The 26,463-nt window shown below is 40.3% G+C and carries 24 protein-coding genes and 1 other RNA gene; 10 read left to right on the top strand and 15 right to left on the bottom strand.

Going from position 1 to position 26,463, the window contains the following annotated elements:
• Positions 1 to 124: 124 nt before the first annotated feature.
• Entirely contained in the window at positions 125 to 514 is a 390-nt protein-coding gene (ytxJ, locus tag DCK90_RS10760; RefSeq protein ID WP_108246211.1) for a bacillithiol system redox-active protein YtxJ, read from the top strand.
• Between the two features lie 76 nt (positions 515 to 590).
• Here ytxJ and DCK90_RS10755 read toward each other — a convergent pair whose 3' ends face one another.
• Positions 591 to 1,775 carry a hypothetical protein gene (locus DCK90_RS10755; protein WP_108246256.1) on the bottom strand — a complete coding sequence of 395 codons (1,185 nt, stop codon included), beginning with the start codon at positions 1,773 to 1,775 and terminating at the stop codon, positions 591 to 593.
• 251 nt (positions 1,776 to 2,026) lie between these two features.
• Between DCK90_RS10755 and glyA the strand changes: the two genes are divergently transcribed.
• Positions 2,027 to 3,301, top strand: a complete 1,275-nt coding sequence (gene glyA / locus DCK90_RS10750; RefSeq protein WP_108246255.1) for a serine hydroxymethyltransferase — start codon at positions 2,027 to 2,029, stop codon at positions 3,299 to 3,301.
• A gap of 17 nt (positions 3,302 to 3,318) precedes the next feature.
• Here glyA and DCK90_RS10745 read toward each other — a convergent pair whose 3' ends face one another.
• The 7 genes from DCK90_RS10745 to DCK90_RS10720 all read right to left on the bottom strand — a co-directional run bounded on the left by DCK90_RS10745 (position 3,319) and on the right by DCK90_RS10720 (position 10,159).
• The gene (locus DCK90_RS10745) at positions 3,319 to 3,984 is read right to left on the bottom strand and encodes a hypothetical protein (protein ID WP_108246210.1); all 666 of its coding nucleotides are present in this window, start codon (positions 3,982 to 3,984) and stop codon (positions 3,319 to 3,321) included.
• A gap of 180 nt (positions 3,985 to 4,164) precedes the next feature.
• Positions 4,165 to 4,833, bottom strand: a complete 669-nt coding sequence (locus tag DCK90_RS10740; protein WP_108246254.1) for a response regulator — start codon at positions 4,831 to 4,833, stop codon at positions 4,165 to 4,167.
• A gap of 28 nt (positions 4,834 to 4,861) precedes the next feature.
• Positions 4,862 to 6,946: a tetratricopeptide repeat-containing sensor histidine kinase gene (locus tag DCK90_RS10735; RefSeq protein ID WP_108246209.1), complete on the bottom strand. Its 2,085-nt coding sequence runs from the start codon at positions 6,944 to 6,946 to the stop codon at positions 4,862 to 4,864.
• A 333-nt stretch (positions 6,947 to 7,279) separates the two neighbouring features.
• A complete protein-coding gene (locus DCK90_RS16995; protein ID WP_159075817.1) occupies positions 7,280 to 7,453 on the bottom strand; it encodes a hypothetical protein in 174 nt (57 codons plus the stop codon).
• A gap of 137 nt (positions 7,454 to 7,590) precedes the next feature.
• Entirely contained in the window at positions 7,591 to 8,325 is a 735-nt protein-coding gene (locus DCK90_RS10730) for a LytR/AlgR family response regulator transcription factor (protein ID WP_108246208.1), read from the bottom strand.
• 398 nt (positions 8,326 to 8,723) lie between these two features.
• Positions 8,724 to 9,116 (bottom strand): acyl-CoA thioesterase, encoded by a 393-nt coding sequence (locus DCK90_RS10725; protein ID WP_108246207.1) that lies wholly within the window; start codon positions 9,114 to 9,116, stop codon positions 8,724 to 8,726.
• Positions 9,116 to 10,159 carry a glutaminyl-peptide cyclotransferase gene (locus DCK90_RS10720; protein WP_108246206.1) on the bottom strand — a complete coding sequence of 348 codons (1,044 nt, stop codon included), beginning with the start codon at positions 10,157 to 10,159 and terminating at the stop codon, positions 9,116 to 9,118. The genes DCK90_RS10725 and DCK90_RS10720 overlap by 1 nt, the downstream gene beginning before the upstream one ends.
• A gap of 98 nt (positions 10,160 to 10,257) precedes the next feature.
• Between DCK90_RS10720 and ffs the strand changes: the two genes are divergently transcribed.
• The 3 genes from ffs (at position 10,258) to fsa (ending at position 11,886) form a co-directional block, all read left to right on the top strand.
• An RNA gene (gene ffs, locus DCK90_RS10715) (signal recognition particle sRNA small type) lies at positions 10,258 to 10,356 on the top strand.
• Positions 10,357 to 10,380: 24 nt separating this feature from the next.
• A complete protein-coding gene (locus tag DCK90_RS10710) occupies positions 10,381 to 11,190 on the top strand; it encodes an SDR family oxidoreductase (protein ID WP_108246253.1) in 810 nt (269 codons plus the stop codon).
• 39 nt (positions 11,191 to 11,229) lie between these two features.
• Complete coding sequence (gene fsa / locus DCK90_RS10705; RefSeq protein WP_108246205.1) at positions 11,230 to 11,886, top strand: fructose-6-phosphate aldolase; 657 nt, start codon at positions 11,230 to 11,232, stop codon at positions 11,884 to 11,886.
• A gap of 57 nt (positions 11,887 to 11,943) precedes the next feature.
• On the opposite strand, the gene DCK90_RS10700 is transcribed toward fsa, so the two are convergent.
• On the bottom strand, positions 11,944 to 13,332 hold the full coding sequence (locus DCK90_RS10700; protein WP_234414734.1) for a TlpA family protein disulfide reductase: 1,389 nt from the start codon (positions 13,330 to 13,332) through the stop codon (positions 11,944 to 11,946).
• Between the two features lie 173 nt (positions 13,333 to 13,505).
• Between DCK90_RS10700 and DCK90_RS10695 the strand changes: the two genes are divergently transcribed.
• Complete coding sequence (locus tag DCK90_RS10695) at positions 13,506 to 15,134, top strand: ABC-F family ATP-binding cassette domain-containing protein (RefSeq protein ID WP_108246204.1); 1,629 nt, start codon at positions 13,506 to 13,508, stop codon at positions 15,132 to 15,134.
• Here DCK90_RS10695 and DCK90_RS10690 read toward each other — a convergent pair.
• Positions 15,131 to 15,850: a hypothetical protein gene (locus DCK90_RS10690; protein WP_199912685.1), complete on the bottom strand. Its 720-nt coding sequence runs from the start codon at positions 15,848 to 15,850 to the stop codon at positions 15,131 to 15,133. The two genes, DCK90_RS10695 and DCK90_RS10690, sit on opposite strands and share 4 nt — an antisense overlap.
• A 209-nt stretch (positions 15,851 to 16,059) precedes the next feature.
• Between DCK90_RS10690 and DCK90_RS10685 the strand changes: the two genes are divergently transcribed.
• Positions 16,060 to 16,587, top strand: coding sequence for a fasciclin domain-containing protein (locus tag DCK90_RS10685; RefSeq protein WP_108246203.1), 528 nt, complete (start codon positions 16,060 to 16,062; stop codon positions 16,585 to 16,587).
• A gap of 2 nt (positions 16,588 to 16,589) precedes the next feature.
• Here the strand turns inward: DCK90_RS10685 and pheT are convergent, their stop codons facing one another.
• Positions 16,590 to 19,001, bottom strand: coding sequence for a phenylalanine--tRNA ligase subunit beta (gene pheT / locus DCK90_RS10680; protein WP_108246202.1), 2,412 nt, complete (start codon positions 18,999 to 19,001; stop codon positions 16,590 to 16,592).
• A gap of 129 nt (positions 19,002 to 19,130) precedes the next feature.
• On the opposite strand from pheT, the gene DCK90_RS10675 reads away from it, so the two are divergent.
• Positions 19,131 to 20,387, top strand: coding sequence for a peroxiredoxin family protein (locus DCK90_RS10675; protein WP_108246201.1), 1,257 nt, complete (start codon positions 19,131 to 19,133; stop codon positions 20,385 to 20,387).
• Here DCK90_RS10675 and leuB read toward each other — a convergent pair.
• Both leuB and DCK90_RS10665 read right to left on the bottom strand, forming a co-directional pair.
• Positions 20,380 to 21,498 carry a 3-isopropylmalate dehydrogenase gene (leuB, locus tag DCK90_RS10670; protein ID WP_108246200.1) on the bottom strand — a complete coding sequence of 373 codons (1,119 nt, stop codon included), beginning with the start codon at positions 21,496 to 21,498 and terminating at the stop codon, positions 20,380 to 20,382. The two genes, DCK90_RS10675 and leuB, sit on opposite strands and share 8 nt — an antisense overlap.
• A 12-nt stretch (positions 21,499 to 21,510) precedes the next feature.
• A complete protein-coding gene (locus DCK90_RS10665) occupies positions 21,511 to 22,683 on the bottom strand; it encodes a 2-isopropylmalate synthase (protein ID WP_108246199.1) in 1,173 nt (390 codons plus the stop codon).
• A 147-nt stretch (positions 22,684 to 22,830) separates the two neighbouring features.
• On the opposite strand from DCK90_RS10665, the gene DCK90_RS10660 reads away from it, so the two are divergent.
• The gene (locus DCK90_RS10660; protein WP_108246198.1) at positions 22,831 to 24,375 is read left to right on the top strand and encodes a hypothetical protein; all 1,545 of its coding nucleotides are present in this window, start codon (positions 22,831 to 22,833) and stop codon (positions 24,373 to 24,375) included.
• Here the strand turns inward: DCK90_RS10660 and DCK90_RS10655 are convergent.
• Positions 24,365 to 25,069 (bottom strand): RluA family pseudouridine synthase, encoded by a 705-nt coding sequence (locus DCK90_RS10655; RefSeq protein WP_108246250.1) that lies wholly within the window; start codon positions 25,067 to 25,069, stop codon positions 24,365 to 24,367. The genes DCK90_RS10660 and DCK90_RS10655 overlap by 11 nt on opposite strands.
• 20 nt (positions 25,070 to 25,089) lie before the next feature.
• Entirely contained in the window at positions 25,090 to 25,908 is an 819-nt protein-coding gene (gene panB / locus DCK90_RS10650; protein WP_108246197.1) for a 3-methyl-2-oxobutanoate hydroxymethyltransferase, read from the bottom strand.
• A 70-nt stretch (positions 25,909 to 25,978) separates the two neighbouring features.
• Here panB and DCK90_RS10645 point away from each other — a divergent pair, with 70 nt between their 5' ends.
• Positions 25,979 to 26,461, top strand: coding sequence for a nuclear transport factor 2 family protein (locus DCK90_RS10645; RefSeq protein ID WP_108246196.1), 483 nt, complete (start codon positions 25,979 to 25,981; stop codon positions 26,459 to 26,461).
• Positions 26,462 to 26,463: the final 2 nt, after the last annotated feature.

Below are 26,463 nucleotides of genomic sequence, written 5' to 3'. Positions count from 1 at the left end.
ATATGTCAACAACCTTACCAATAGATGTGTACCGTCAAAATGGCTGATAAAACCAGAAACAGCAAGACATTTAGTCAGTTGTAAGCTTTTTGTTTGCTCACGACTTATCCTGTAAATTTGCACTATGGGAATATTTGACAGTGTTTTTGGAAAGAAGGCGGGAACAAAGAAAGAAAGGAAAGAGTTGCCGTGGATTCAATTGGAGTCCATAGCTCAATTGGAAACGATTGTGGAAAGCTCAAATAATAAACCCCAGGTTATTTATAAGCACTCTAGCACTTGCGGTATCAGTAGGATGGTATTGAATATGTTTACCGAATCTTATGATATGGATTTGGATATCGACCTCTATTTTTTAACGATACAGCATCATAGAGATGTGTCCAATAGAATCGAAGATAAGTTTGAAGTTCGGCACGAATCCCCCCAATTATTGGTGATTAAAAAAGGAGAAGTGGTCTTTCATACTTCGCATGGTGCCATTTCAGATACGGACTTTACCAAGTATTTATAGTAAAAGGAATGTATGTAAGTTCGAGCGCAGTCGAGAACTTAGTACATCTCGACTGCGCTCGATGTGACACAATCTTTTAGTTGAATTGATATTTTGAGACGATGCTCTTGAGTCGCAATTTAAGGTCTTCACCGGCATCGTACACCATTTGTTCGTTGGAAGGGAAAGGTACTTCCCTTGCATTCAGGTACAACATTAAATCGTCTTCCAAAGCTCTTTTATCACCTTGATAATTGGCGAAAATATGCTCGAACAGGAATTCGCTGGATAGGGGGTAGGAGTTGATTACCTGCCCGTTTCGCAAGTCTGTAAAACTTATCTTGGCGCCAATCTGTGCGGTCTTTGTTTGTGTGAACTGAAACAATTTACAGGTTACCGTGCGCATCTTGTCAATTTTTATCTTGTTCCCTAAGCTATCTTTTACCACATTGCCTTCACGATCCAAAAGATATTCCCAACCATCCTTTATTTGTCTTTCTTTGATTACTTGTGTCTCATTGATACGCTCTGGCGATACGTTGATTTCCATAAAATCAAGATTCATCGCATAATCATATTTTACATTGGCCAACGGATTGGTATGGTATTGTAGCCAGAAGTTATCAATTCCAAAGGCATTAAAATCCAGCAATTCCGCCTCCAAACGTTCTGGAATTATCTGTTGTGTTTGATTTGCAATATCCACCCTTACAAATTCGAGCCCCTTGTTATAGGCTTCATCCATTTTGGATACAGTTTCCCTGTAGCCTGGATTTATTTCCTGTAAATATTTTAAATCGTCATAAGCCGCTCTATAATCTGCTTTGTATTTGGCAGATGCCAATAGGTTCGAGGCATTTTGGTACAAATGTTCGGAAAGATTATCCTTGGTGTTCAAAATTTGATTGTCATAGTTTACAAATTTGAACTCGGCCTGTCTCCCCTCATCATTAATATACAATGGCAGCAATGGACGTATACGTTGTTGAATCTGCTTTAACTGTAAATATTTATTGTAGATGGTCTCCAAATTGGCCGGGTTTCCATCATTTTGAAGAAAGGCAATTTCCTGTTGTTCCCTTGCAGCATTCTTGGCAAAAGCCTCTTCCAGTAGCAATATGTATTCCTGATGCCCTTTTTTGGTCTTGTTTTCCGCAAGGTTTTTAATGGCCTTGTTCATGGCAGTCCCATAGTTGCCCGTGTTTAGGGCCTCTTGGGTTTTCTTTACACCGCCGCATGCAGCAAGAACTAAAACTGTGGTTAAGAGTAAAAGTTTTTTCATTTGGGTCAACTTTATGGTTGTTATGTGGAATTCAATAGCTGTGCCAAAAATCCTCTTCCTATAAACGAAAAAGGGGTGATTGTAGTATATTTTTAATAAAAACCCTTTTGAAATGACGGACTGTACAAGATTTAACTTTTTCACAGAATTGTTAATTGTCGTTTAATAAAATAATGTTCCAGCACTATTTTTATAGATGGAAATCCCCTTTCAATTTGTAATTTTACGCCCTTAATTAAACAATGGGCAACATGCAACGAGACCAGAAGATTTTTGAACTTATAGCGCAAGAAAAAGAAAGACAGTTGGAGGGTATTGAACTAATAGCTTCCGAAAACTTTGTAAGTCCGCAAGTAATGGAGGCCGCAGGCTCCGTGCTTACGAACAAATATGCCGAAGGATATCCTGGAAAGCGCTATTATGGCGGTTGCGAAGTTGTTGACCAAGTGGAACAATTGGCCATTGATCGTGCCAAGGAGCTTTTTGGAGCTGAATATGCTAACGTGCAACCACATTCTGGCTCACAGGCCAATGCATCGGTTTACCACGCTTGTCTTAACGCAGGAGATAAAATTTTAGGTTTCGATTTGTCCCATGGAGGGCATTTGACCCACGGTTCACCCGTAAATTTCTCTGGGAAATTATATAATCCTGTTTTTTATGGGGTTGATGAGGAGACCGGTATGCTTAATTATGATAAGATTCAAGAGATTGCGGACAAGGAAAAGCCCAAATTGATCATTGCCGGTGCATCCGCTTACTCAAGGGATATGGATTTTAAACGATTCCGTGAGATTGCCGATAGTGTTGGAGCTATTTTGTTGGCCGATATTTCGCACCCTGCAGGTTTGATTGCCAAAGGTATTTTGAACGATCCTATTCCGCATTGTCACATTGTTACCACCACCACGCACAAAACTCTGCGTGGCCCGCGTGGAGGTCTTATTTTGATGGGTGAGAATTTCGACAATCCATTCGGCATCAAACTAAAGAACGGAAACCTGAGAAAAATGTCAGCTTTATTGGACTTGGCGGTGTTCCCAGGGAATCAAGGTGGTCCATTGGAGCACATCATAGCTGCCAAGGCCATTGCTTTTGGCGAAGCACTTACAGATGAATACTTGCACTACATGGTTCAGGTGAAAAAGAACGCTGCCGCTATGGCCAAAGCGTTTATGGACAGGGGTTACAAAGTGATTTCTGGGGGTACGGACAACCATATGATGTTGATAGACCTTCGAAACAAAAATATTTCTGGTAAGGAAGCGGAGGAAGTTTTGGTTAAAGCCGACATCACTGCAAACAAGAATATGGTACCTTTTGATGATAAATCGCCTTTTATAACTTCTGGAATCCGTTTTGGTACTTCTGCTATTACCACTAGAGGTCTTAAAGAGGAAGATATGGAGACAGTAGTAGGCTTTATTGATGAAATCATCACCGATGCTGGGAACGATAAAAAGATTACCGAGATAAAACAAAAGGTCAACGACTTGATGAAGTCGCGACCTTTGTTCAGTGCTTAGTATTTGCTAGTGGAATATTATTCGAAAAGGAATATGCTTTCCTCGTAAAATCTCTTTTGGTGGAGGGAATATATCAAGGCTTCATGCTCTTGGTTCCCTTTATCAAAATATAGTCCCCAGTAATTATCATAGCAGGTCTCTATATTTACCTTGAAAGGGTCGTCTTGTATGGATGTGTCCTCAAAAACCGGTACAAAAATTTCATAAGGCATTTCAGTCAATCCTTTGGTAAAATAAACAAAGTGTTTGCCGACTAATGTCAATATATTGCTTGCATGCTCGGGAATACTATGTCTGTACAATCTTGAAATGATTATTGAAGTATCTTTAAAATGCATCGAAAGCTCCATAATATCAGTTGGATAGGCACTCTTTTGGTTAAGCACTTGAAGTGCTATGTTAAGAGATGAAGAAATGTTGGAACGGCTTTCTTCGGCAAAGTTATACCCGCCCCAATCGCCATTGTTGAAATGCCTTAAGCATTCGGCAATCCCAAAATTGTGAAACAAATCTATAATAAGATCTGTTCTATTGTTTAGGGAATCGTGTTTGCACTTTACTTTTGCAGTCGCAAAAAAATACTTTTCCAGAACTCTAAGAAAATCGTCCAGTCCATCTGTGGCCTCATAGGTTTTTGGACCAGCGTACTTATAATTTTTTTTTGATCTATTTGAAGATGACATGTGGTGTTGATTGAATTCTTATATTCTTTCAACATAAAGTTAGGATGAATCTTTTGCATGGGATTGCAGATTATCCTTAAAAATTCTGGGGATTTCCCCTTGTTTGTAAGATTTTTTTGAAAAAAAAATTAAAAATGAACGACAAAATTGGGTTGCGGTCCCTTTTATGGAAAGTGATCACTAAATAAAACCTCTGTTTTTTGCGGCCAATATAAGGGCTAGGTCATTTTCGTTCTCTGTTCCGAATAGCGTCTTTAAATGGCGTTTTCTGTTCTCAATGGAAGAGGGGGAAAGCCGGATGAACTTCTCAAGATCTTTGTTCTTGGTTCCTTTGGACAAATGATACAATATCTGTTTATCCTTTTCATCAATTTCTATGTCATTGGCCATTTTCTTTCTAATGGCACCAAGAGCTTTTGAAGAATAATAAGGTGGGTCGAGCATTATGGTCTTGACCGCATCTTCAAGTGTTTTGGGGTCAATATCAGTCTTTACCAAATACCCGTCCGGATCAACTGATTTTAAGATACTGTTTATTCTAAAATTATCGCTAAAAGAGGACATGAAAACGATTTTGCTACTTGGCACGATCTTACGCGCCAAAATACCCAAATCTTCACCTGTGTAGGGTTGATCTTCGTTCGGGGCGAACAATTGTACATCCAAGAATAAAATATCATACTGAAAAGTATTCACGGAATCCTCGATAAGCTTTTTGCCAGCATGATAGGAAGTAGCCGTATCCACAATAATGTTGTAGCCGTCAAAATTAATGCTCTCCAGTATAAATTTATACCCGAGCATCGTCATTTCGTGGTCGTCTATAGCCAATATTCTCAGTGTTTTCATGGTAGGTTCTATTATTGTATCTGGGGAACTAAGCATTTATTAATTTAGGTTCTTCAGGTGTTTTTACATCCGTGTATTTCGCGGGGATTAAAATTTTAATAGAAGTTCCCTGGCCCCGTTTACTGTCAATATCCAGAGTTCCTTTTATTTTTTTGACCCTTGAAACAATATTCCTAAGGCCAATTCCTTTTTTCTTTTTGTTTACATCAAAGCCAACACCATCATCTGTAATAATCAACTTTAACTTATCGTCCATAGCATGGAACGATATGGTGACATGTTGACTTTTGGCATGTTTGACACAGTTTTTCAGCGATTCTTGAATAATCCTGTAAGCATTGATCTTAATGTCCCCCAATAAATCGTCCCAATGTATTTCAGGGTCATAAGTAAAGGAACACGTAATGCCCGAAGATTTTTCAATCTCCACGATCATGTTTTCAAGAGACACAATAAAATTATGAAATTTTTTGTACGCTGCATGGTTCAGTTCGTGTGAAATGGTTCTGATTTCTTCCTCCAGCTCTTGCAGTTTTTCGATAAGACCAGCTCGCTGCTGTATGGAAGCCGGGTCATCACGTTCGTTGAGTCCACTTAAAATGAGGCGTATTCCCAGCATTTCACCCAATATCCCGTCGTGGAGTTCTTCGGAAATCCGTTTTTGCTCCAATTGCTTTCCTTCCTCGAACTTACCTTGTTGAGAAAGTAGGAGGTTGTAAATTTCTTGGTTGCTTTCCTGTTGTCTTTGTTTAAATTTTAATTGATTGTTGTTTACGTACAACGAAACCATGAGCATGAACCCTATCCCGAAGATAATCAGTAATATAGCGGAGTATATCCACACCTGCTTTTCTTTGGTCAGGATTTGGTTTTCCTCGATAATTTCGTCCGTTTCCAATCGTATTCGTGCAAATTTGTCCCTTTTGGTACGCTCTTCCTCGCTTACGGCTTCATTTAATTGATAGTATTCTTCGGCATAGGCAGATGCTTTGGTGTTATCAAGCTTCGTCAGTAATTTTAGTGCATCCAACGAACGGTCGTTGTTGTAGGTTTCCCGCGCTATGGAGTAGGATTCATTGGCCTGTGCAATGGCCTGTACGGTATCTCCTTTGGTGGCCAATAATTCAGCATAGTAGTAATGGAGCCTTGCTTTATCATACAAATCTCCTGTTGCAGAGTTCAAGGTAAAGGCCTCCCTTAAAAGTTTTTCAGCTTGTTCAGTGTCGCCATCAACCTTGAGAAAGGAATAGGCCAAGCTTCCTAAAGCTTTTTCGTATATCTCAGGAAGTTTTTCTTTTAAATTTTCATCAGAAAGTAGCTCACTATATGCTTGTTTAGCCTTGGTGAAATCACCGGAGTTAAGATAGACACTAGCTATATTGTTTTTGTTTTGCCAAATGTTTTCCGCTTTGTTTTTAATTTTTGATTTATCAAGGTATTCTTTGGCTTTATTGTATGAACTCAGTGACTTTTCTTTGTCACCCATACCATTCGCAAGAATGCCTAAGATATTATAGGTGTTATAAAGCCTATAATTATCGTCAAGCTCATCAAAAATTTTTATGGCGGCGGTGGCGCTGATTTCTCCACCCAAATAATCTTTATACGAATCCTGAACCCGTGCCATACCGTACAACATTCTAGCTTTGAGGGATTGCGAAGTGGAATCTTTTGGCAATTCCTGAAAACTTTCCAAAGCTTTTTGGTAGTGATAAAAAGCACTGTCCATAACACCTTTGCTTTCCATAAATGTGGCAAGATCCCAGTAGGAATACCCCAATATCCTGTTGGCCTTTGCTTCTTTGGACAATCTTAAGAGTTCCGCATTCGATTCTCTAAAGCCCAAAGAGTCTTTTATTTTCATATAGGCCAGCGAAACTTGCGAAAGCTGCTCCAATTTGGTGGTGTCCTCTGTCATTGCCAACACTTTGACTTCAGCATCTTTTAAATAAGCCTTACGGTTATCCAGGGACAATTCCTTGGAAGTTTTGGCAATAGTCAACAGTTGTTGAATGGTATCTACCTCGGGGTTGGAGGAAACTTCCTTTTTTGGTTTTTGCTGGGAGCATCCCAAAAAGAGCATAACAAGCAGTATAAGGGTTCCGTTTTTCAAACTGATTTGGTTCGTTTATATATCCAAGGTAACAAAAAAAGCCCCAAATTTTTAAGTTTGGGGCTGAGTTGTATGTTCAATATCAATTTAAAGTTCTCGACTATCGTTGACTGTTTGCTCTAATCTGATTACGCTGTGTTTTAAAAACCCTGCATGTACCCGATTTTGAAGCAACTTTTTTTGATAACGATTTAATTGGTCATTCTTATGTATGGGAGCCATCTTATTTTGTATAGAAGACTCATCCTTGTGATAGAATAGCACCACAGAAAGAATGGAAATTGAAATTATGTTTTTTATTAAGTTGGTAATGGTATCTGAAAGCATTATTTACTACTCATTATCGCCACGTCCATCTACATTTGCATCATCATCATCCGTTGCATTTTGATCTACTGTCAATTGCTCGAACATAGCTTCGGTATCCTGTACATCTGTTTCGGCTTCACAAGAGTAGAATCCAACTGTTAATAATGCCACTGCTAAAATGCTAAGTACTTTTTTCATAATGATAGGTTTTGGTATGAATATTAAGTTTATGCAGCTAAAGTACAGGGCATTTTAAGCCAAGTTGGTATATATCCAAAGGGAGTAGTATTCTAAGGAAGTCTGTTAGAATTATGCGGTAATTTGCAAGAATTTTGCTAATTAAGGGCTTTTGTCACTGTTTTGGAGAGCATTTCTTTCAATTGGTCCACCTTGTCCTTATATGTTTTGGAAAAAGGAAGTTCCTCTTCTTCTCCTTGATTTAGGCTACAAATGGACTTACCATAATTGATACGGGAAACGTAGCGACTATTAAGAATATAGCTCTGGTGCACGCGTATGAAATCCTTTGGAAGTTTATCCTCGAAGGATTTCAAGGTTTTAAAGGCACTTATCACGGTACCATCCTTCATGTAGAAATCCGTGGTGTTGTTGTCGGATTTAAGATAAAGGATGTTTTTGGTGTCCAAATACCTGTAATCCTTATACGATTTTAGGCAAATGGTAGATGGAGTATCCTGCTTTGGATACAGTTTTCTTAATCTGAGTATTGTCTTTCTCACATCGAACTCATTGTGTGGTAGAATCCAATAATCAAAAAAACCACTCTTAATGGCATTGTAAGCGTACTGCTTGGTCTTTGCATACCCTATTATAATGGGAAGCGTTTGCATGTATTGGTTCAGCTCCGTTACCATCTGAAAGTAATCCATACCATCTTCACCAAGGTTGATGAGCACCAAGTCTGGATTATATTTTAAAATAGAATTGAGTCCAGCGGAAGCCGTGGTGTCCACACCTGCACATACCAAATCTTCGTACTCCTCCAAATAGAGTTGTAGTTGAAGCTTTGAGGTTGCATCGGAGTCGATTATGTTGTAGGTGTATTCCATGTGCAATTTGCTGATTGCAAGTTACTAACGCACAAAATAAACTCATTGCAGTTTTCCCTTAAAAAAACTATGGGTTTTACCTTAAAATGGGCTATTTTCCTACACTTTTCCCTAAAAAATCGTTAAAACAGGTTTAACTGTAATTTTTCATTTCATTTTTTTGAAAGGCTTAAACGTAAAAAATGCCTGTTTCAACAAGTATTGGGATTTAGGAAAGTAGGGAATGTAAAGATGGTCAAGGTTGCGTGTAATAGGTTCAACAAATAGGTTTGGTTTATGTTTGGTTCACTACTATATTACGATTTGTTGTCTCGGTTACAAAATTTTTGACAAGGGTATTTTAGGATATAGGACTATATTTCGATGAAATACAGCGTCTTAATGAAATTGTAAGAGGTTTACTGCAAGAAAAGCTCCTTGATTTCTTCCGGGACCCGTTTTGGGCGCAAAGTTTTGACATCCAATAGGCACCACTCTGTTACGGCGCTTACAAACAATTCGTTGGTTTGTTTGTTCTTTATTTCTACAATCCGTGTGGAAATGGGCCCGTTATTGCTTTTGATGTAAGTGTTCAACTGTATGGTATCTCCCAGCACTGCGGATTTGTGATAGGTGATATTATGGTTTCGGACTACCCATATCATGGAGTTTTGCACGTCCTCTGAGGTAACGTGCATCCAATGTTTTTTTGAAATATCCTGAATCCATTCTACATACCGAATATTGTTTACATGGTTCAGGTCGTCCAAATCGCTCGGGACTACATCAAAAACTTGGGAATAGGTCTTCATTACTCTTTTTTGCGAATTTTGACTTCGAACAGCTTGTCCCAGTTTTTACCGGTCACAAAAAAGGTTTCTCTTTCTGGATTATAGGCCACTCCGTTCAACACAGAATTGCCTTCGTCCCATTCCGGCCCCTTGTTTACCTTGTTTTTGAGCCCTCCAAAGTTAATAACGCCCTCAATGGCCCCTGAAGAGGCATCTATGATCATCATACTTTCTTTCTGATACACGTTGGCATAGATTTTACCGTCGACGTACTCCAACTCGTTGGCCATGTTAAAAATGGATTTGTTGGTAGCTGTTTCAATGTAACCTTGTTCTTCCATGGTTTCCGGGTCAAGAAACCAGATTTTTTCGGTACCGTCACTTTTGAAGATTTTGCTGCCATCGTTGCAAAGGCCCCATCCTTCTCGACTTTTGCCATAAACAAAATTTTTGATTTTCTCCAGATTGGAAATGTCGTAAACAAAACCCATCCCACTTTGCCAGGTAAGTTGGTACAGTTTATCATTCATAATAGTGATGCCTTCACCAAAAATGGTGTTGTCCATATCTATCTGCTGAAGAATCTCACCTGTTTCAAAATCTACTTTTCTAACGCTCGAGTTCCCTCTTTTTCCTGTGCTTTCATACAAAGTACCATTGTAGAACTCCAATCCTTGCGTGTAGGCACCCGTATCGTGAGGATAGCTATTTACGATTTCATAAGTATATACCTCTGGGGCATCGGCGGCCAACAACCTCATATCCTTCTCAACTTCCACAGTTTTTTCCTCGATTTTGAACTTTGCGACCAAGGTTTTGTTTCCTAGGGTGGGGAGATCCAGAGTCAACTTTCCATTTTCAACAGGCAGTTCCTTTCCATCCATATAATAATGTAGGTCGGAAATTTCGATGTCCTTTTTGTTCTTTAGTGCAACACCTACTTGTTGGTTTTGCTGTATGGCTTTGTTTTCCAATTGAATGGAAAAGTGTTTGGCGGGGTCGGCACTTCCTCCGCACGCCAAAAAGAAGAGCAATGCCCCGGTTATGGAAAAAAGTTTGCCCATTGTTCTTAATGCTTGTGTCATAAATCGTTAATCGTAAAACACCGAAATTAAGAATCAATTGGGATTGCCACAAATATAAAAGGTCGTATATTTGCAACCGGCAAGTCCTACACGACCAGCTCCTGCAGAATCCCCCAGGGCGGGAACGCAGCAAGGGTATGCGGTCGTAGCGGTGCGATGTAGGTAGCTTGCCTTTTTTTGTACCCAAAAATCAGATGATCATGGATAAAAAAGTTGTACTGATCACCGGCGGTTCTTCAGGTATTGGTAAATCCATCGGAACGTATTTGACCCAAAAGGGATTTACGGTTTACGGTACTACGCGAAATCCAAAAAACTACCCCGATTTTAACGGATTTGAACTTGTTCAATTGGATGTTAAGAATGTGGAAAGCATTCAAAAGGCAGTATCTTATGTGATTTCCAAAGAGGATAGGCTCGATGTGTTGATCAACAATGCAGGGGTAGGGATTACAGGACCTATTGAAGAGACCCCTCACGAAGAAATACTTCATGTTTTTGATACCAACTTTCATGGTCCGGTACATGTGATGAAGGCCGTTCTGCCACAAATGCGAGAACAAGGCGGGGGAACTATCATCAACATTACTTCCATTGCTGGATATATGGGATTGCCCTTCAGGGGATTCTATTCCGCTACAAAAGGCGCTTTGGGACTTATTACCGAGGCACTGCGAATGGAAACCAAGGATTTCGACATAACCATCACCAATGTGGCACCGGGTGATTTTGCTACCAATATAGCATCTGGGAGGTATCATTCCCCTGTGATCAAAGGTTCTGCCTACGAAGAAAAATATGGTCAAACCCTTAAAGGAATCGACGAGGATGTGGATAGTGGGGGTGACCCAATTCAGGTAGCCGAGGCCGTTTATAAAATTATCAACCAGAAAAAACCGAAGGTGCACAACCCCGTTGGAGCGTTTTTACAAAAGTTTTCCCTTAGATTAAAGAAGATTTTACCGGACAAAGTCTACGAAAAGTTACTCCTCAACCATTATAAGTTGTAATTTTACACGTATTAGCGAACAAATTATAAATACTTAGAAATGAAGTTTTTTATTGATACTGCCAACCTTGACCAAATTAAGGAAGCACAAGAACTTGGTGTGTTGGATGGAGTTACCACCAACCCTTCCCTAATGGCGAAAGAAGGTATTACAGGAAAGGATAATATTTTAAAGCACTACGTGGACATCTGCAATATTGTGGATGGAGATGTTTCTGCGGAAGTAGTATCCACCGATTTTGACGGAATGATCAAAGAAGGGGAGGAGCTAGCCGAACTGCATGAGCAGATTGTAGTGAAAGTCCCCATGATCAAGGATGGTGTAAAGGCATTGAAATATTTTTCAGATAAAGGTATCCGTACCAACTGTACTTTGGTTTTCTCTCCTGGTCAGGCTTTATTGGCCGCTAAAGCAGGAGCGACCTACGTATCTCCTTTCTTGGGAAGGTTGGACGATATTTCAACGGACGGTCTTAACCTGATTGCTGAAATCCGTTTGATTTATGACAACTACGGTTTTGAAACTGAAATATTGGCCGCATCTATCCGTCACACCATGCACGTAATCGACTGTGCTAAATTGGGCGCCGATGTTATGACTGGACCATTATCTTCTATTGATGGATTGTTGAAACACCCATTGACCGATATTGGATTGGCCAAATTCTTGGAAGATTACAAAAAAGGAAATTCCTAATTAAGGAATCAAAATAAAAGTAAAGAAGCCCTGAACTAAAGTTTGGGGCTTTTTTATTTATAGGGAAGTGTAAAGATTGGCAAAGCCGTCCACCACAACGGTATCTTTAGTGATGACACATTTGTTGAGACCATCAATGATCATGGCCATTTGTAGCTCCTTAAAATTTTCTCCGTAGAATTGTTTCTCCTTGTCCAAATTGTTCTCGCTCATGAGTTGTTTCCACTGCGAGTGGCTGGTTCTTAGATTGATGCCCAAAAAGTTATGATTCGGATATTTTCCTTCTAGCTCAGCAATGTGTTTGCTTATATTTCTAAAGTGTCCTTTTTGCCCCGCTGTCCAGAAATAGAAGACGGTATTCTCTTTTTTGCTTGCTAAATCCTTTAATGATATTTTCTCGTCATTGAAATTTACAACGGCAATATCCGGGATGGTATTGTTGGGTTGAAGATTTTGTATTCCCTTGTATAACAGCTCAATCTCTTGTTCGTGCTCTTCGTTTGTAGATAGCGTCTTGAACTTATCTATAAAAGCTACGGATTCGTTGTCTGGATTATGTTCCCACTTTAAATAATCCACGGCAATATTACGGAAAAGGTTGTTTCTCAATTCCTTTTCAACAACAATGCTATCTACAATGGCAAGCTTGTGTTGATTGAAATGCAAGCGGTCGCTTACAGGTTTTTTATTACTGGAACAGTCATCCAGGCAAGTCATATAAGAAACGTTGCCTATATACCATTTCATGAAATCAAAATAAGGTTTTAAATAGGTTAAATCCTTATTGTTGAAATCTATCTCTTTTCGGTAACTGTAAAATTCGTTGCTGAGATCGTGTATGGTTTCTTCCCCTGTTTTCTTTTTATGATAGAAAGGATATTTTTCCTTGGTAATAAAAGTGTTGTAATACACGGAAGCCTTGCCCATGGCCAAAGCCTTGGGGGACAATTGGTCGTCAGAACTCAATTCGTTCAACAAGGCCAATTTATCCTTATGTAGGGAGTCGATTTTCTGGCTGAAAGCCTCCGGGTCAAGACTATAATAGTCTTTTATCAGTTCCTCGTCACTTTCATTTTGTAAAAAAATTTCAATCAGAAAGTTGTTGATTTCGCTTCCTTTTCCAGAAAACACAAGTGATTCATCAAACTCTACCGTATTAAGGCGTGCAACAAGACTGTCTCCCTTTCTCAAATACACATATTGAAGCTCAGGCGTGTGGTCAAAATGATATAAGCCATCTTCTAAGGTATCGAGCTGAAAAGAAAAGTGGTTTTTTTCATCGAGCTTTACGGAATCCACAAAGTTATCTTTGTGGTAAAGAACCACATAATCACTTGTAGGGTTTACAATTTCACCACCAAAAAACACAGTGGAATTGTTCTCAGGGGTATCCGAGCACGATACAATTGAAGAAATAAAAGTGAGGCTTAGTAAAAATCTTACCATATATAGATACCAATCTATTTGACTTTCAAATGTAAGCAACCCAAGAAGCTAAACTTGTTAAGGGGTAGTTAAAAGTTGTTAAACGGTGATTTTCCATCGTTTAAATATGCATTCCAAAATTAGAATTACCATTTGTATTTAGCTACTTTTGCAAAAAATCTAAAGATAGTTGCATGTTATCAGTATCGAATTTATCCGTACAGTTTGGCAAAAGAGTTTTGTTCGATGAGGTCAATGTAACCTTTACCGAAGGGAATTGTTACGGTATTATTGGTGCCAATGGCGCTGGAAAATCCACGTTTCTCAAAATATTATCGGGACAAATAGATCCTACTTCCGGTCATGTGCACTTGGAGCCTGGAAAACGTATGTCCATTCTGGAGCAGAACCACAACGCCTATGATGAGTACCCTGTATTGGAAACAGTGGTAATGGGAAACAAGCCATTGTTCGAGATAAAAAAGGAGATAGATGCGCTATATGCGGACTATACGGATGAAAATGCCGAGAAAATAGGTGAACTTCAGGTTACATTCGAAGAAATGAATGGGTGGAACGCCGATAGCAATGCGGCCGCCATGCTCTCCAATCTTGGTATTCCGGAAGACTTGCATTATACCAATATGGCCGATTTGGATTCCAAGCTCAAAGTTCGTGTGCTTTTGGCACAGGCGCTTTTTGGAAATCCCGATGTGCTGATCATGGATGAGCCTACCAACGACCTGGATTACGACACTATCAACTGGTTGGAAAACTTCTTGGCCAACTATGATAACACTGTAATCGTGGTTTCTCACGACAGACACTTTTTGGACGCTGTTTGTACAACCATCGCCGATATTGATTTCGGAAAGATCAACTTATTTTCTGGTAACTATACCTTCTGGTACGAGAGTAGCCAATTGGCCGCACGTCAGAGGGCCCAACAGAATAAAAAGGCCGAGGAAAAGGCGAAAGAACTCAATGAGTTTATCCAGCGTTTTAGCGCCAACGTTGCCAAAAGTAAGCAGGCAACTTCACGTAAAAAGATGTTGGACAAACTTAAAGTGGAAGACATTAAACCATCGAGCAGAAGATATCCTGCCATTATTTTTGATAGAGAACGAGAGGCCGGTGACCAAATTTTGAATGTGGAGAAACTATCTGCAACTTCAGAAGACGGGGATTTGTTGTTCAAAGACGTGAACATCAACTTGGCCAAAGGGGATAAAGTGGCTATTCTGTCCAAAGATTCACGTGCTACGACTGCATTCTATGATATTATTGCCAATAAACACAAACCAGAAAGTGGTAAGTTTCAATGGGGTGTTACCACGACCCAGTCCTATTTACCGGCGGATAATTCAGATTTTTTCCAAGAAGACATCAACTTGGTGGATTGGTTGCGCCAATGGGCCAAGACCGAAGAGGAAAGGGAAGAGGTATATATTCGCGGTTTCTTGGGAAAGATGCTTTTTAGCGGAGAGGAAGCCCTTAAAAAATGTACCGTGCTTTCTGGTGGTGAAAAAGTTCGTTGTATGCTCAGCCGTATGATGATGCTCCGTGCCAACGTACTTATGTTGGATGAACCCACCAACCACTTGGATTTGGAGAGTATTACAGCTTTCAACAACTCTTTGAAAAACTTTAAGGGAACAATATTATTAACCACTCATGACCACGAATTTGTGAACACGGTGGCGAATAGAATCATTGAGTTAACGCCAAACGGAGCTATTGACCGTTACTTGAGCTTTGATGATTACATGTCCGACAAGTCCATTAAGGAACAGCGTGATAAAATGTATGCCGTAACGGCCTAGGCATTAAAATACTTGCTTTTCCAAATAGCGGAATTAAAATTTTTGCCCAAAGCGAATCCGTAGAAAATCACTATGGATGCAATGCATTTGAACATAAAAAAGTAGATGATCCAAAACTCTGCCGTCGTGTTCTTTTTGGAAAAGAGCCCTTCGGGAACCATAAGGGTAACGAGGTAGCTGATAAGAAGTACCACCAATCCCAAGTTGGCAATGTTCTTAAAAGGCCATGCAAACAATTTTCGCAAGGGGTGAAGGTCGTTTCCCCACTTGTGGATTAGATAATAATAATCGTTTCCGATAGGGGCAAAGAGCAATGGGTCGTCCTTATCTTCCAATTTGAACAACTTGGAGGGGGCCATAATTTTAAAACCTTTTATTTCGGTATTATGGGCTGCTTCCAACTGTTTGATTTTGGAAATCGCTTCTTGTGGAATTTTACCTTTAAAATAAGAGCTGTTCAAAAATCGTAAACGGTAATCAATACAAATTTCCTTGATTTGGTCAATGTGGAATATTTTATCCGTTTCCAATAGGTCAAAATCAAAATCGTTTTCGCGAAAGTTGCTTTTTGAGCCCAATTGCTTACTTATCTGTTCGTCCTTGAGGGAATGTTTGTTCAGAATTTGTTGTACTTCGTCCAAAATATCTAAGCTACTCGCATTTTTATTTTTACTTTTTTGAAGCTTGTGTTCAATATTTGTTCCTCTCAAAATCATACAATTTTTTAGTAATCTACTCAAATTTAAGGAATTGAATTTTTGATTTGATGTGTTCCCCAAGGACATTGGCGTTAAGTTTCTGTTAAATGGAATTACGGGTGAAAATTAATTGAACCAAGTAAGCAAAAAAAGGTGTATCTTATCGACGTTTTTGGTAGTTAATCGTATAATCATACTAAGAGAAGCCCTATAATTTGACCAACCACATGAATACCCCCGCAACCAAATTCTTGCTAGGCCTTTGTCTGGCATTGTCATTTTACACCACTGCTCAAAACACATCCAATGCACTTTCGTATACGGGCAAAATGGATAATCATAAAATTTTATTGGCTGCAGTAAACGCAACTGAACTGGGCTCTTTGCTTCAAAAGTCAGGACCATTTACCATTTTTGCTCCGTCAGATGCTGCTTTCGAAAAGTTCTCCAACAATAAAATAGCCGAGTTGATCAAGGCGGAGGACAAAAGGGCCCTAAAGTCTTTGTTGTCCTATCATATTGTTGCAGGCCAACTTACTGCTTCCCGTATGTTGCGTGCAATAGGCAGGGGCAATGGTATGGCAAGTTTTACAACGGTGCAGGGTAAAAAGCTTATTGCGCACTTGGACGGCTATGACATTGTGCTTACCGACCCCATGGGAAATACAGCCAGGATTACAACTGCAGACTTAAATCTGGAAAATGAAGGTGTGGTCCATGAAATAGATAGCGTTATCCTCCCAGCTCAGATGTAATTTTAACGAAGTTCAGCTCCCAATTCCTTTTGATACTGGGCCAAAAGTTTGCCCATGATCTTGTCGATTTGTTTGTCGGTCAACGTTTTCTTTTCATCCATCAATGTAAAGCTCACAGCGTAGGATTTTTTGCCTTCGGGCAAGTTTTTTCCAGTGTACACATCGAACAGGTTTACTTTTCTAAGCAACTTTTTCTCTGTATTCCAAGCAATATCGTATACCTTTTGGAAAGAGATGGATTCGTCCAACAGTAGTGCAAAATCTCGGGTCACCTCTGGGAACTTTGGAATTTCTTTGAAAGAAACATTTTGCGTGCTTACGGATTCCAGAATGGCATCCCAATTCAAGTCCGCAAAGAACACTTCCTGTTTAATGTCAAACTTTTTGATGTCCGCCTTGCCCACTAAACCAAGCGATACCAAGACCTTGTCGTTCTTCATATAAGATATCCCCTCAGCATAACCTGATTCGGTCAATGGTTTTGTATCGATGTCTCTTAACCCTAAACGCTCTAAAACATTGTCAACAATACCTTTCAGATAGAAAAACTCTGATTTTTTAGAGGCCACCGACCAACTGTTCTGGCTGCGGTCGCCTGAGATAAAGATTGCCAAATGTTGTTTCTCCGTATGCTTCCCATCCAATTTGTGATAGGTTTTTCCGAACTCGAACAACTTAAGGTCAGTTTTTTGCCTATTGTGGTTATAACTTACCGTTTGAAGTCCGGAATGAAGCATGGAGGTGCGTAGCACCGATAAGTCGGAACTTAATGGATTCAACATCTCAACAGCACTGTTGTCATCTGTGGTAAGTTCAGACGAAACCAAGCTATTGGTCATTATTTCATAAAAACCTTTTGCAGCAAGCATGTTTCCTACCACATCTTGGATTCTGTAGTTTTCAAAACGAGATGTTTTGGCAATGGATGCGTTCAATTTCTCCTTGAAGTCAATGTTGTTATAGCCATAAACCCTTAGGATTTCCTCGATAACATCAACCTCCCTTGTTACATCCACCCTATAGGTTGGGATGGTTAATCCAAGCCCCGATTCGGTTACATTGTTGATGCGGATTTCCAGAGAGGAAAGAATAGATTTGATAGTGTCCTGAGGAATTTCCTGGCCAATCAATGAGTGAATTTTATTGAAGGTCAAGAATACTTGTCTATCCTGTGGCTTTTTGGGGAATAAGTCAACAATTTCCGAAGTGATATATCCGCCGGCGATTTCTCTTATCAATAAGGCGGCTCTTTTCAAGGCATATTTGGTCAGATTGATATCGATACCCCTTTCAAACCTAAAAGAAGCATCAGTGTTTAGGCCATGTCTTTTAGCTGTTTTTCTAATCGAAACAGAGTCAAAGTAGGCACTTTCCAAAAATATGGAAGTAGTGTGTTCCGTAACCCCGGAGTGAAGCCCACCAAAAACACCAGCAATGCACATTGGGGTTCCCGCATCACAAATCATAAGGTCGTCTTCGTGCAATTCGCGTTCAACACCATCCAAAGTGGTGAATTTGGTGCCACTTGGCAAAGTTTTTACCTCTACTTTGTTACCTTTTATTTTAAATGCATCAAAGGCATGCAATGGCTGGCCCAGTTCGTGAAGCACATAATTGGTGACGTCCACAACATTGTTTATTGGGGCCAATCCAATGGATTTTAGCCTGTTTTTTAACCAATCTGGAGAATCCTGTACTACTAGATTACTTATGGTTACACCGCAATATCTTGGAGCAAGGTTGCTTTCCATAACCTCTACGTCTACCTTTAAAGAGCGGTTGTCAATAGAAAAGTTACTTACGGAAGGGGTAACGAGTTCTTTTTGGATTTCTTTTTGCTCCAAACCAGCCTTAAGGTCACGCGCCACTCCAAAATGACTCATGGCATCGGCCCGGTTAGGGGTAAGGCCTATTTCAAAAACCTCGTCATTTTCAATATCAAAAACTTTGGAACAAGGGGTGCCAGAGATTAATTCCTCATTGAGTACCATAATTCCATCATGGCTTTCACCAACACCTATTTCGTCTTCGGCACAGATCATACCCTCACTTACCTCACCACGAATTTTCCCTTTCTTGATGACCCAAGCTTCACCTTCTGGGGTGTAGAGCGTAGTTCCAACAGTGGCAACAGGTACTTTTTGTCCGGCGGCTACGTTGGGGGCGCCACAAACAATCTGCAACGGTGCCTCTTGGCCTATATCTACTGTAGTTAGTTTTAGCTTATCTGCATTTGGGTGCTTTTCACAAGTAAGAACATGTCCTACTACAATGCCTTTCAATCCACCCTTAACTGATTCAAATTGAGATATGCCCTCAACCTCAAGTCCGAGATCAGTTAACAGTTCGCCTGTTTTTTGAGCGTCCCAATCAATTTGTAAAAATTGTTTTAACCAGTTATAAGAAATCTTCATAGCCCATTTTTAGAGGGCACAAATATATAACAATAGGGGAACAGATTCAACGATAATAATAACCATAAACCTATAGAAATGCTCTGTTTTAAAATGTATTCCCTACATTTAGGTAAAATCTTTCATTTTATGAGAAGAATCAGGTTGGCAATGTTGGGGCTTTTGATTCTTATGGCCTCTTGCAAAAAAGAAGGGAAAGGAAATCTTAAAATTGGTCATTGGCTGGGAACTATGGAAGTTTCGGAGTCGCAAAAGCTGCCATTTGAGTTTACAGTTTCCCAAAACGATGAAGGTGGATATGTAATGAAAGTATATAATGCCGAAGAGGTGGTAGAGATTGATGAGTTTACCTTTGATGGTGACTCCATCGATATCCGTATGCCCATTTTTGAAGGTCATATAGTAGGAAGGTACACTGCTACCGAAATCACAGGGGAATTTGTTGAGGAAAGTAAGGAACGTAGTGTTCCCTTTAAGGCTGTACATGGTCCGCAAGACCGTTTTGATGTGGAGAAACCAGCTGATGTGAACATTTCAGGTATTTGGGAAACCTATTTTAAAGTAAACACGGAGGATGAATACCCTGCCAAGGGTATTTTTATGCAGAACGGCAATGAGGTAAAGGGAACTTTTAGAACAAACACAGGAGATTATCGCTATTTGGAAGGAGTGGTGACAGGGGATAGTATGAAACTGTCCGCTTTTGATGGTTCCCACGTATTTCTTTTTTTGGCCCAAGTAACCGATAGTACTTTGGACGGAAAGTTTTACTCCGGACAACATTCCATTCAGGAGTTTCTAGGGGCTAGAAATGAAGCCTTTGAACTTCCTGATTCAAATGAACTCACCTATTTACGTGAAGGTTATGATAAATTTGACTTCACTTTCCCGAATAGTGACGGACAAATGATAGGTTTAGATGACCCTATGTTCCAAGGAAAGCCGGTTCTTGTACAGATTATGGGCACGTGGTGCACTAATTGTTTGGATGAGACCCGCTTTTATGTGGATTTTATTAAGAAACATCCGGATTTGGATGTGCAATTTGTGGGACTGGCATTTGAATATTCCAAAACCGAGGAAAAGGCTTTCGAGGGAATAAACCGATTAAAAGAGCGAGAAGAGGTGCCTTATCCTATTCTATTGGCGCAGTATGGGACATCGAACAAACAAAAGGCCAACGAGAAGTTGCCGATGTTGAACCATATTCTGTCATATCCTACTACCATTTATATTGATAAATTCGGAAACGTCAAGAAGATTCACACAGGTTTTAATGGACCGGCGACTGGTGAAAAGTTTATCGAATTCAAAGAGGAGTTCAATAAAACCATTCAAGAGCTGACATCCTCAAAGGAGACTGAAGAAAATAGCGAAACTATATAATGGTCGATTTGCCCAAATCGATATTTTCATCGTTCATAAGGGTATCATCTTCAATATCTACAATATTGTGTGCAATAAAATCACCAACTTGATTGGTGCCGTATTGGCTGTTTTCCTTTAAATCCGGAGTTACAATTCCTTTTTTTAATGATTTGTCCACTGCTTTTTTGATGGCCCAGGCCTCTTCGGCCAGTCCAAAATGCTCCAAAAGCATTGCGGCTGATAGAATAGAGGCAATGGGGTTGGCAATGTCCTTGCCCTTGGCTTGTGGGTATGAGCCGTGTATAGGCTCGAACAAAGCATTTTCTTCGCCTATAGATGCTGAAGCCAACAAACCTATGGAACCACCGATAACACTGCCTTCATCTGAAATAATGTCTCCGAACATATTCTCTGTCAAAATAACATCAAACTGTTTAGGATTCAGGATAATCTGCATGGCCGCATTGTCAACAAACAAAAAATCCAATGCTACTTCGGGGTAACTTTCCCCAATTCGTGTCACAACTTTGCGCCACAACCTGGAAGATTCCAATACATTGGCTTTGTCCACTAAGGTGAGCTTCTTTTTTCTACCTTTTGCAGCTTTAAAGGCCAAATGGGCAATACGGCTTATTTCCTTTTCTGTATACTCGCAAAGGTCGGAGGCTTTGGTGCCTTCTTCGTTCAGTTTTTTTTCTCCAAAATAAATCCCTCCCGTAAGTTCACGGTAGATTACAAAATCGGTGCCGTTGATCACTTTCTTTTTTAGGGGTGATTTGTCCAACAAAGTCGGGTGTGACAGGACGGGTCTGATATTAGCGAAAAGGCCTAGTTCTTTTCGTAATTGGAGCAAGCCCTGTTCGGGTCGCACTTTGGCATCTGGGTCGTTATCGTATTTAGGGTCGCCAATGGCGCCAAAAAGCACGGCATCCGACTCTTTGCAAAGCTTTAGGGTGGTATCGGGTAGGGGAGTTCCTTTTTTGTCGATAGCGATGGCACCAACAAGGGCTTCTTTAAATATAAATCGTTGATTAAAGGTTTCTTCAACAGCTTCTAGGCATTTGACAGCCTGGGCCAGCACTTCGGGGCCCACACCATCTCCAGGGAGCAATGCAATTTTCAATGTCATACGATACGTGTGTTACGCCAAACTTTTCATTCCAACATTGCTGGTTTCAACAATCTCGTGGATATCTTCATCCAAAATCTCCTTCTTCACGTCCGCGTATTTCAAGAAGTTTTCATACACAGTGTCCAATTGAAGCTTAGTAAGTTCATAACCTACCTTTTTAGCTCTGTAGGCCAAGGCAGCACGCCCACTTCTAGCAGTCAAAACAATAGAGGATTCGCTCACACCGACATCCTTAGGGTCGATGATTTCGTAAGTTTCCCTACGTTTGATTACACCGTCTTGGTGGATTCCAGAGCTATGGGCAAAGGCATTGGAGCCCACAATAGCTTTATTGGGCTGTACTGGCATTCCCATTTTTTGGGAAACCATGGTGCTGGTGTCCCACAACAATTGACTGTTGATGTTGGTATCCAAATTTAAATGTGGATGTTGTCTCATAATCATTACCACCTCTTCCAAAGAAGTATTGCCGGCTCTCTCACCGATACCGTTGATGGTACATTCAATTTGTCTGGCACCGTTGATTACACCTGCAATGGAGTTGGCCGTGGCCAAACCAAGATCGTTGTGACAGTGGCAAGAAAGAATGGCTTTATCAATACCGGTCACATTTTCTTTTAAGTATTTCATTTTAGCGCCATATTCCTCTGGAAGGCAATATCCTGTTGTATCAGGAATGTTAAGTACGGTTGCCCCAGCTTTTATGACAGCTTCACAAATTCGAGCTAAAAATTCGTTGTCGGTTCGTCCAGCGTCTTCAGCATAGAATTCCACATCTTCCACAAAAGTCTTGGCATAGGCTACCGCATCAACGGCACGCTCAATAATCTTATCTTGTGTAGAGTTGAATTTGTATTTGATGTGGGATTCGGAAGTTCCGATTCCGGTATGTATTCTTGGTCTTTTAGCGTCTTTGATGGCTTCAGCAGCCACTTCAATATCTTTTTTTACGGCGCGGGTCAATCCACATACGGTAGCATTTTTGACCAGTTTTGCAATCTCGTTCACTGATTTGAAATCACCAGGACTGGATATGGGGAAACCTGCTTCGATCACATCAACTCCGAGTTCATCCAGTCGTTTGGCAATGATCAATTTTTGTTCAGTATCCAGTTTACACCCTGGAACTTGTTCTCCATCTCTTAGTGTTGTGTCAAAAATTTCTACCTTATCTTTACCCATGATATCAACCTGATTTTTTCTATGACTAACGAAATTAGTAAAGCAAGGTTGAAGATGAAAAGTGGCTCAGTTTGTGTTACAACGTTAAACTGCTTTTTGTTGCATTTAATTAACTGAAAAACAACATTTTAAATATTATTTTTTACGATGACAAATGCCCATCAGGATGCTCTGTTTGTGCTAGTAAAATCGCTTTCCAAATCCGAAAAACGCCAATTCAAACTGTATGTTGGTCGATTGGGGGTGAACACGGATGCCAAGTTTTTGGCGCTTTTTAATCTCTTGGATAAGATGCGAAAGTACGATGAGAAGCAAATTTTGGACAGCGGCATTGTCAAAAAATCACAGCTCTCAAACCTTAAAGCGCATTTGTATAAGCAAATTTTGGTGAGCTTACGTTTGAACCCCGTGAACCAAAATGTTCGCATCCAGATTCGCGAACAACTGGATTTTGCCACTATTCTGTATCAAAAGGGGCTGTACAAGCAAAGCTTGAAGATTTTAGAGAAGGCCAAAAGTTTCGCTATTGAAAATGAGGAAAAGAATGTGGCCTACGAGATTGTGGAGCTCGAAAAAGTAATCGAAACCCAATACATTACCCGCAGTATACCTGATAGAGCTGACGAACTTGCCGTAGAGGCCAAGGAACTTTCCGCACAAAATGTGATGACGAGCAAACTTTCCAATCTTTCTTTGCAGTTGTACGGAATGATGCTGAAAGTGGGATATGTGCGCAGCGATGAGGACCTTCAAAAAGTAAAGGGTTACTTTGACGAGCATTTGCCCAAATATGATATTGAAAAGTTGGGTTTCCGAGAAAAATTATGGCTGTACAAAGCACATCTATGGTATAGTCTTTTAATTCAGGACTTTTTGTCAGCCTACAAATACGCAAGCAAATGGGTGGACCTTTTCTACGAAAACGAACATATGATTCCGTTGAATCCCGTGTTCTTTTTAAAAGGGAACCATTATTTATTGGAGTCCTTGTTCTTTGTGAAATATGCATCACAGTTCAGACAAACTTTGGAGCGCTTGGAAGAGCAAGTTCAAGATTCCAGTTTTCCAAAAAATGATAATATTAGTTCCCTAGCCTTTTTGTACATCAACACGAACAAATTGAACCTTCATTTTTTGGAGGGGACCTTTGATAAGGGTATTTATTTGGTGAACATTATCGAGTACGGTATCAAAAAACACAAACAGCAAATAGATGAACATCACATTATGTTACTTTATTACAAAATTGCTTGTCTGTACTTTGGAAATGGAGATAACAAGAATTGTATTGCCTACCTCAAAAAAATCATTTCCAACAAAAAGCTGAAAATGCGAGAAGATTTGATGTGCTTTGCAAGGGTATTGAGCCTAGTGGCACATTATGAAGCGGGGATGGACTACCATTTGGAAGTTCAGCTTAAAAGTACGTACAAGTTCTTGCTGAAAATGAACGATTTGCACGAGGTGCAAAAGGAAATGATCAAATTCTTGCGAAACCTTGGGGATATCTACCCGACCGATTTAAAAGGAGAATTCCAAAAGTTGTACAACGAGTTGAAGAAGTACGAAAACCACCCCTACGAAAAAAGGGCGTTCTTGTATCTGGATATTCTTTCGTGGTTGGAAAGTCATCTGCAGAACAAACCTGTTTCCGAAATCATCAGGGAAAAGGCCTTGGAGTTTACTCGCTGATACAGGCATTCCATACTGGGTCCTCCGGTGTAGGGGCCAAAAAAGTAATTGGCTCTTTTTGTACGGGATGGGTTATGGTCAAGCTTCTGGCGTGCAAGTGTATGCCTCCATCCTTATTGCTTCGGTCGGCTCCGTATTTAAGGTCTCCTTTGATGGTGCAGTCTATGGTGGCCAATTGAGCCCTAATTTGGTGATGTCTGCCGGTTTTCAAATCAATTTCCAGCAAGGAATAATTGTCGAGTTTCTTTAGGATTTTATAGTCCAAAACAGCTTTTTTGCTGTTGGGAACTTCCTTTTCGTGCGCGTACGATTTGTTCTGCTTGGGGTTGCGTACCAGCCAATGGGTCAAAGTTCCACTTTCTTGTGGAGGGGTATTTTTCACTACCGCCCAATACAATTTCTTTGTTTCTCCTTGCGCGAACATCTTATTTAGGCGTGGCAATGCTTTGGAGGTTTTGGAAAATAGTACAATGCCCGAAGTGGGTCTATCCAATCGGTGAACTACGCCCAAATAGACATTACCGGGCTTGTTGTATTTCTCTTTGAGATATTGCTTCACCACTTCGCTTAGAGGATCATCACCTGTTTTATCCCCTTGTACAATGTCCCCAACCCGCTTATTAATCACAATCAAGTGGTTGTCTTCAAATATTATTTGAAGGTTGGAGGGGGTGGAGTGTGGGGTATTGTTGATTGTCAACTGTTTACTGATATTTAGTATGATTCATCATCATTGGGGAAATTCTGGCTTTTTACATCGTTCACGTATTGAGATACTGCTTCGCTCATTTCATCATAGAGATTCAAGTACCTTCTCAAGAATCTTGGATGGAACTCATGCGTCATCCCCAACATATCGTGAACCACTAAAACCTGACCATCCACATGGTTACCTGCACCTATGCCGATAATTGGGATGGAGACGCTTTCCGCAACCTCTTTGGCCAATTTTGCAGGTATTTTCTCCAGTACAATGGCAAAACAGCCCAATTCTTCCAACAATTTAGCATCAGACTTCAACTTTTCGGCTTCCTCTTCTTCCTTGGCACGCACGGTATAGGTGCCAAATTTATAAATGGATTGGGGCGTTAGTCCCAAGTGCCCCATCACAGGGATGCCCGCTTCCAATATACGGCTGATGGATATTTTTATTTCTTCGCCGCCTTCAACTTTTACAGCATGGGCGCCGCTTTCTTTCATGATTCGTATAGCGGAGCGTAAAGCTTCTTTGGAGTCTCCTTGATAGCTTCCAAAAGGAATATCAACCACAACAAGTGCCCTTTTGGCCGCTCTTACTACAGAGCTCGCGTGATAAATCATTTGGTCCAGGGTTATGGGCAACGTGGTTTCGTGTCCCGCCATGACGTTGCTGGCGGAATCGCCCACTAAAATAGCGTCCACATTGGCACCATCCACGATTTTGGCCATGGAGTAATCGTAAGAGGTGAGCATACTGATTTTCTCACCGGTCTTTTTCATATCCACCAACGATTTTACGGTTACTCTCTTGTATTCTTTTTTAGCTGTAGACATCGTAATTCTATTTGATGGTTAAAAGTAAGGAGATTTGTTTAATTTAGGCTTCAATCAAAAAACTAATCAAATGAGAAAACTGTTCAGTTGTGTAGTATTATTTGCTTTGGGTGCGTTCGTATATGCCCAAGGTCCGAATCCATCGAATGAAGAAGCTGAAGCCCATATAAAACAAGTTATAGAAACTTTCTTTAAAGGTTTCCATGAACAAGATTCGACGATTATTAAAAGTACGGTGGCCGATGAAATTGTGCTTCAGACTACAGGAAGAAATCCAGAGGGAAAAACCCTTTTTAGGACCGAAGAATTCTCGAAATTTTTAAAATCCATTGTGGGCATTCCGGAAACCGTGAAGTTTGAGGAAAAGCTTACTTCTTTTTCCATTCAGGTAGATAGAACCATGGCCAACGCTTGGGTGGGTTACGAATTTTGGCTAAACGGGGAATTTAGCCATTGCGGCATCAACTCCTTTCAACTTATCAATTTTGATGGCGAATGGAAGATTATTTATTTAATCGATACACGGGGTAAGGAGGGGTGTATGATAGAGTGATT

This window comes from Muricauda brasiliensis, assembly GCF_003057865.1.
Taxonomy (GTDB): domain Bacteria; phylum Bacteroidota; class Bacteroidia; order Flavobacteriales; family Flavobacteriaceae; genus Flagellimonas; species Flagellimonas chongwuensis.
This window is presented reverse-complemented; position numbering and strand designations above follow the sequence as displayed.

Coding starts and splice junctions, on each gene's coding strand:
- ytxJ (WP_108246211.1), top strand. CDS start 125: ATGGGAATATTTGACAGTGTTTTTGGAAAGAAGGCGGGAACAAAGAAA.
- DCK90_RS10755 (WP_108246256.1), bottom strand. CDS start 1,775: ATGAAAAAACTTTTACTCTTAACCACAGTTTTAGTTCTTGCTGCATGC.
- glyA (WP_108246255.1), top strand. CDS start 2,027: ATGCAACGAGACCAGAAGATTTTTGAACTTATAGCGCAAGAAAAAGAA.
- DCK90_RS10745 (WP_108246210.1), bottom strand. CDS start 3,984: ATGTCATCTTCAAATAGATCAAAAAAAAATTATAAGTACGCTGGTCCA.
- DCK90_RS10740 (WP_108246254.1), bottom strand. CDS start 4,833: ATGAAAACACTGAGAATATTGGCTATAGACGACCACGAAATGACGATG.
- DCK90_RS16995 (WP_159075817.1), bottom strand. CDS start 7,453: ATGAAAAAAGTACTTAGCATTTTAGCAGTGGCATTATTAACAGTTGGA.
- DCK90_RS10730 (WP_108246208.1), bottom strand. CDS start 8,325: ATGGAATACACCTACAACATAATCGACTCCGATGCAACCTCAAAGCTT.
- DCK90_RS10725 (WP_108246207.1), bottom strand. CDS start 9,116: ATGAAGACCTATTCCCAAGTTTTTGATGTAGTCCCGAGCGATTTGGAC.
- DCK90_RS10720 (WP_108246206.1), bottom strand. CDS start 10,159: ATGGGCAAACTTTTTTCCATAACCGGGGCATTGCTCTTCTTTTTGGCG.
- DCK90_RS10710 (WP_108246253.1), top strand. CDS start 10,381: ATGGATAAAAAAGTTGTACTGATCACCGGCGGTTCTTCAGGTATTGGT.
- fsa (WP_108246205.1), top strand. CDS start 11,230: ATGAAGTTTTTTATTGATACTGCCAACCTTGACCAAATTAAGGAAGCA.
- DCK90_RS10700 (WP_234414734.1), bottom strand. CDS start 13,332: ATGGTAAGATTTTTACTAAGCCTCACTTTTATTTCTTCAATTGTATCG.
- DCK90_RS10695 (WP_108246204.1), top strand. CDS start 13,506: ATGTTATCAGTATCGAATTTATCCGTACAGTTTGGCAAAAGAGTTTTG.
- DCK90_RS10690 (WP_199912685.1), bottom strand. CDS start 15,850: ATGATTTTGAGAGGAACAAATATTGAACACAAGCTTCAAAAAAGTAAA.
- DCK90_RS10685 (WP_108246203.1), top strand. CDS start 16,060: ATGAATACCCCCGCAACCAAATTCTTGCTAGGCCTTTGTCTGGCATTG.
- pheT (WP_108246202.1), bottom strand. CDS start 19,001: ATGAAGATTTCTTATAACTGGTTAAAACAATTTTTACAAATTGATTGG.
- DCK90_RS10675 (WP_108246201.1), top strand. CDS start 19,131: ATGAGAAGAATCAGGTTGGCAATGTTGGGGCTTTTGATTCTTATGGCC.
- leuB (WP_108246200.1), bottom strand. CDS start 21,498: ATGACATTGAAAATTGCATTGCTCCCTGGAGATGGTGTGGGCCCCGAA.
- DCK90_RS10665 (WP_108246199.1), bottom strand. CDS start 22,683: ATGGGTAAAGATAAGGTAGAAATTTTTGACACAACACTAAGAGATGGA.
- DCK90_RS10660 (WP_108246198.1), top strand. CDS start 22,831: ATGACAAATGCCCATCAGGATGCTCTGTTTGTGCTAGTAAAATCGCTT.
- panB (WP_108246197.1), bottom strand. CDS start 25,908: ATGTCTACAGCTAAAAAAGAATACAAGAGAGTAACCGTAAAATCGTTG.
- DCK90_RS10645 (WP_108246196.1), top strand. CDS start 25,979: ATGAGAAAACTGTTCAGTTGTGTAGTATTATTTGCTTTGGGTGCGTTC.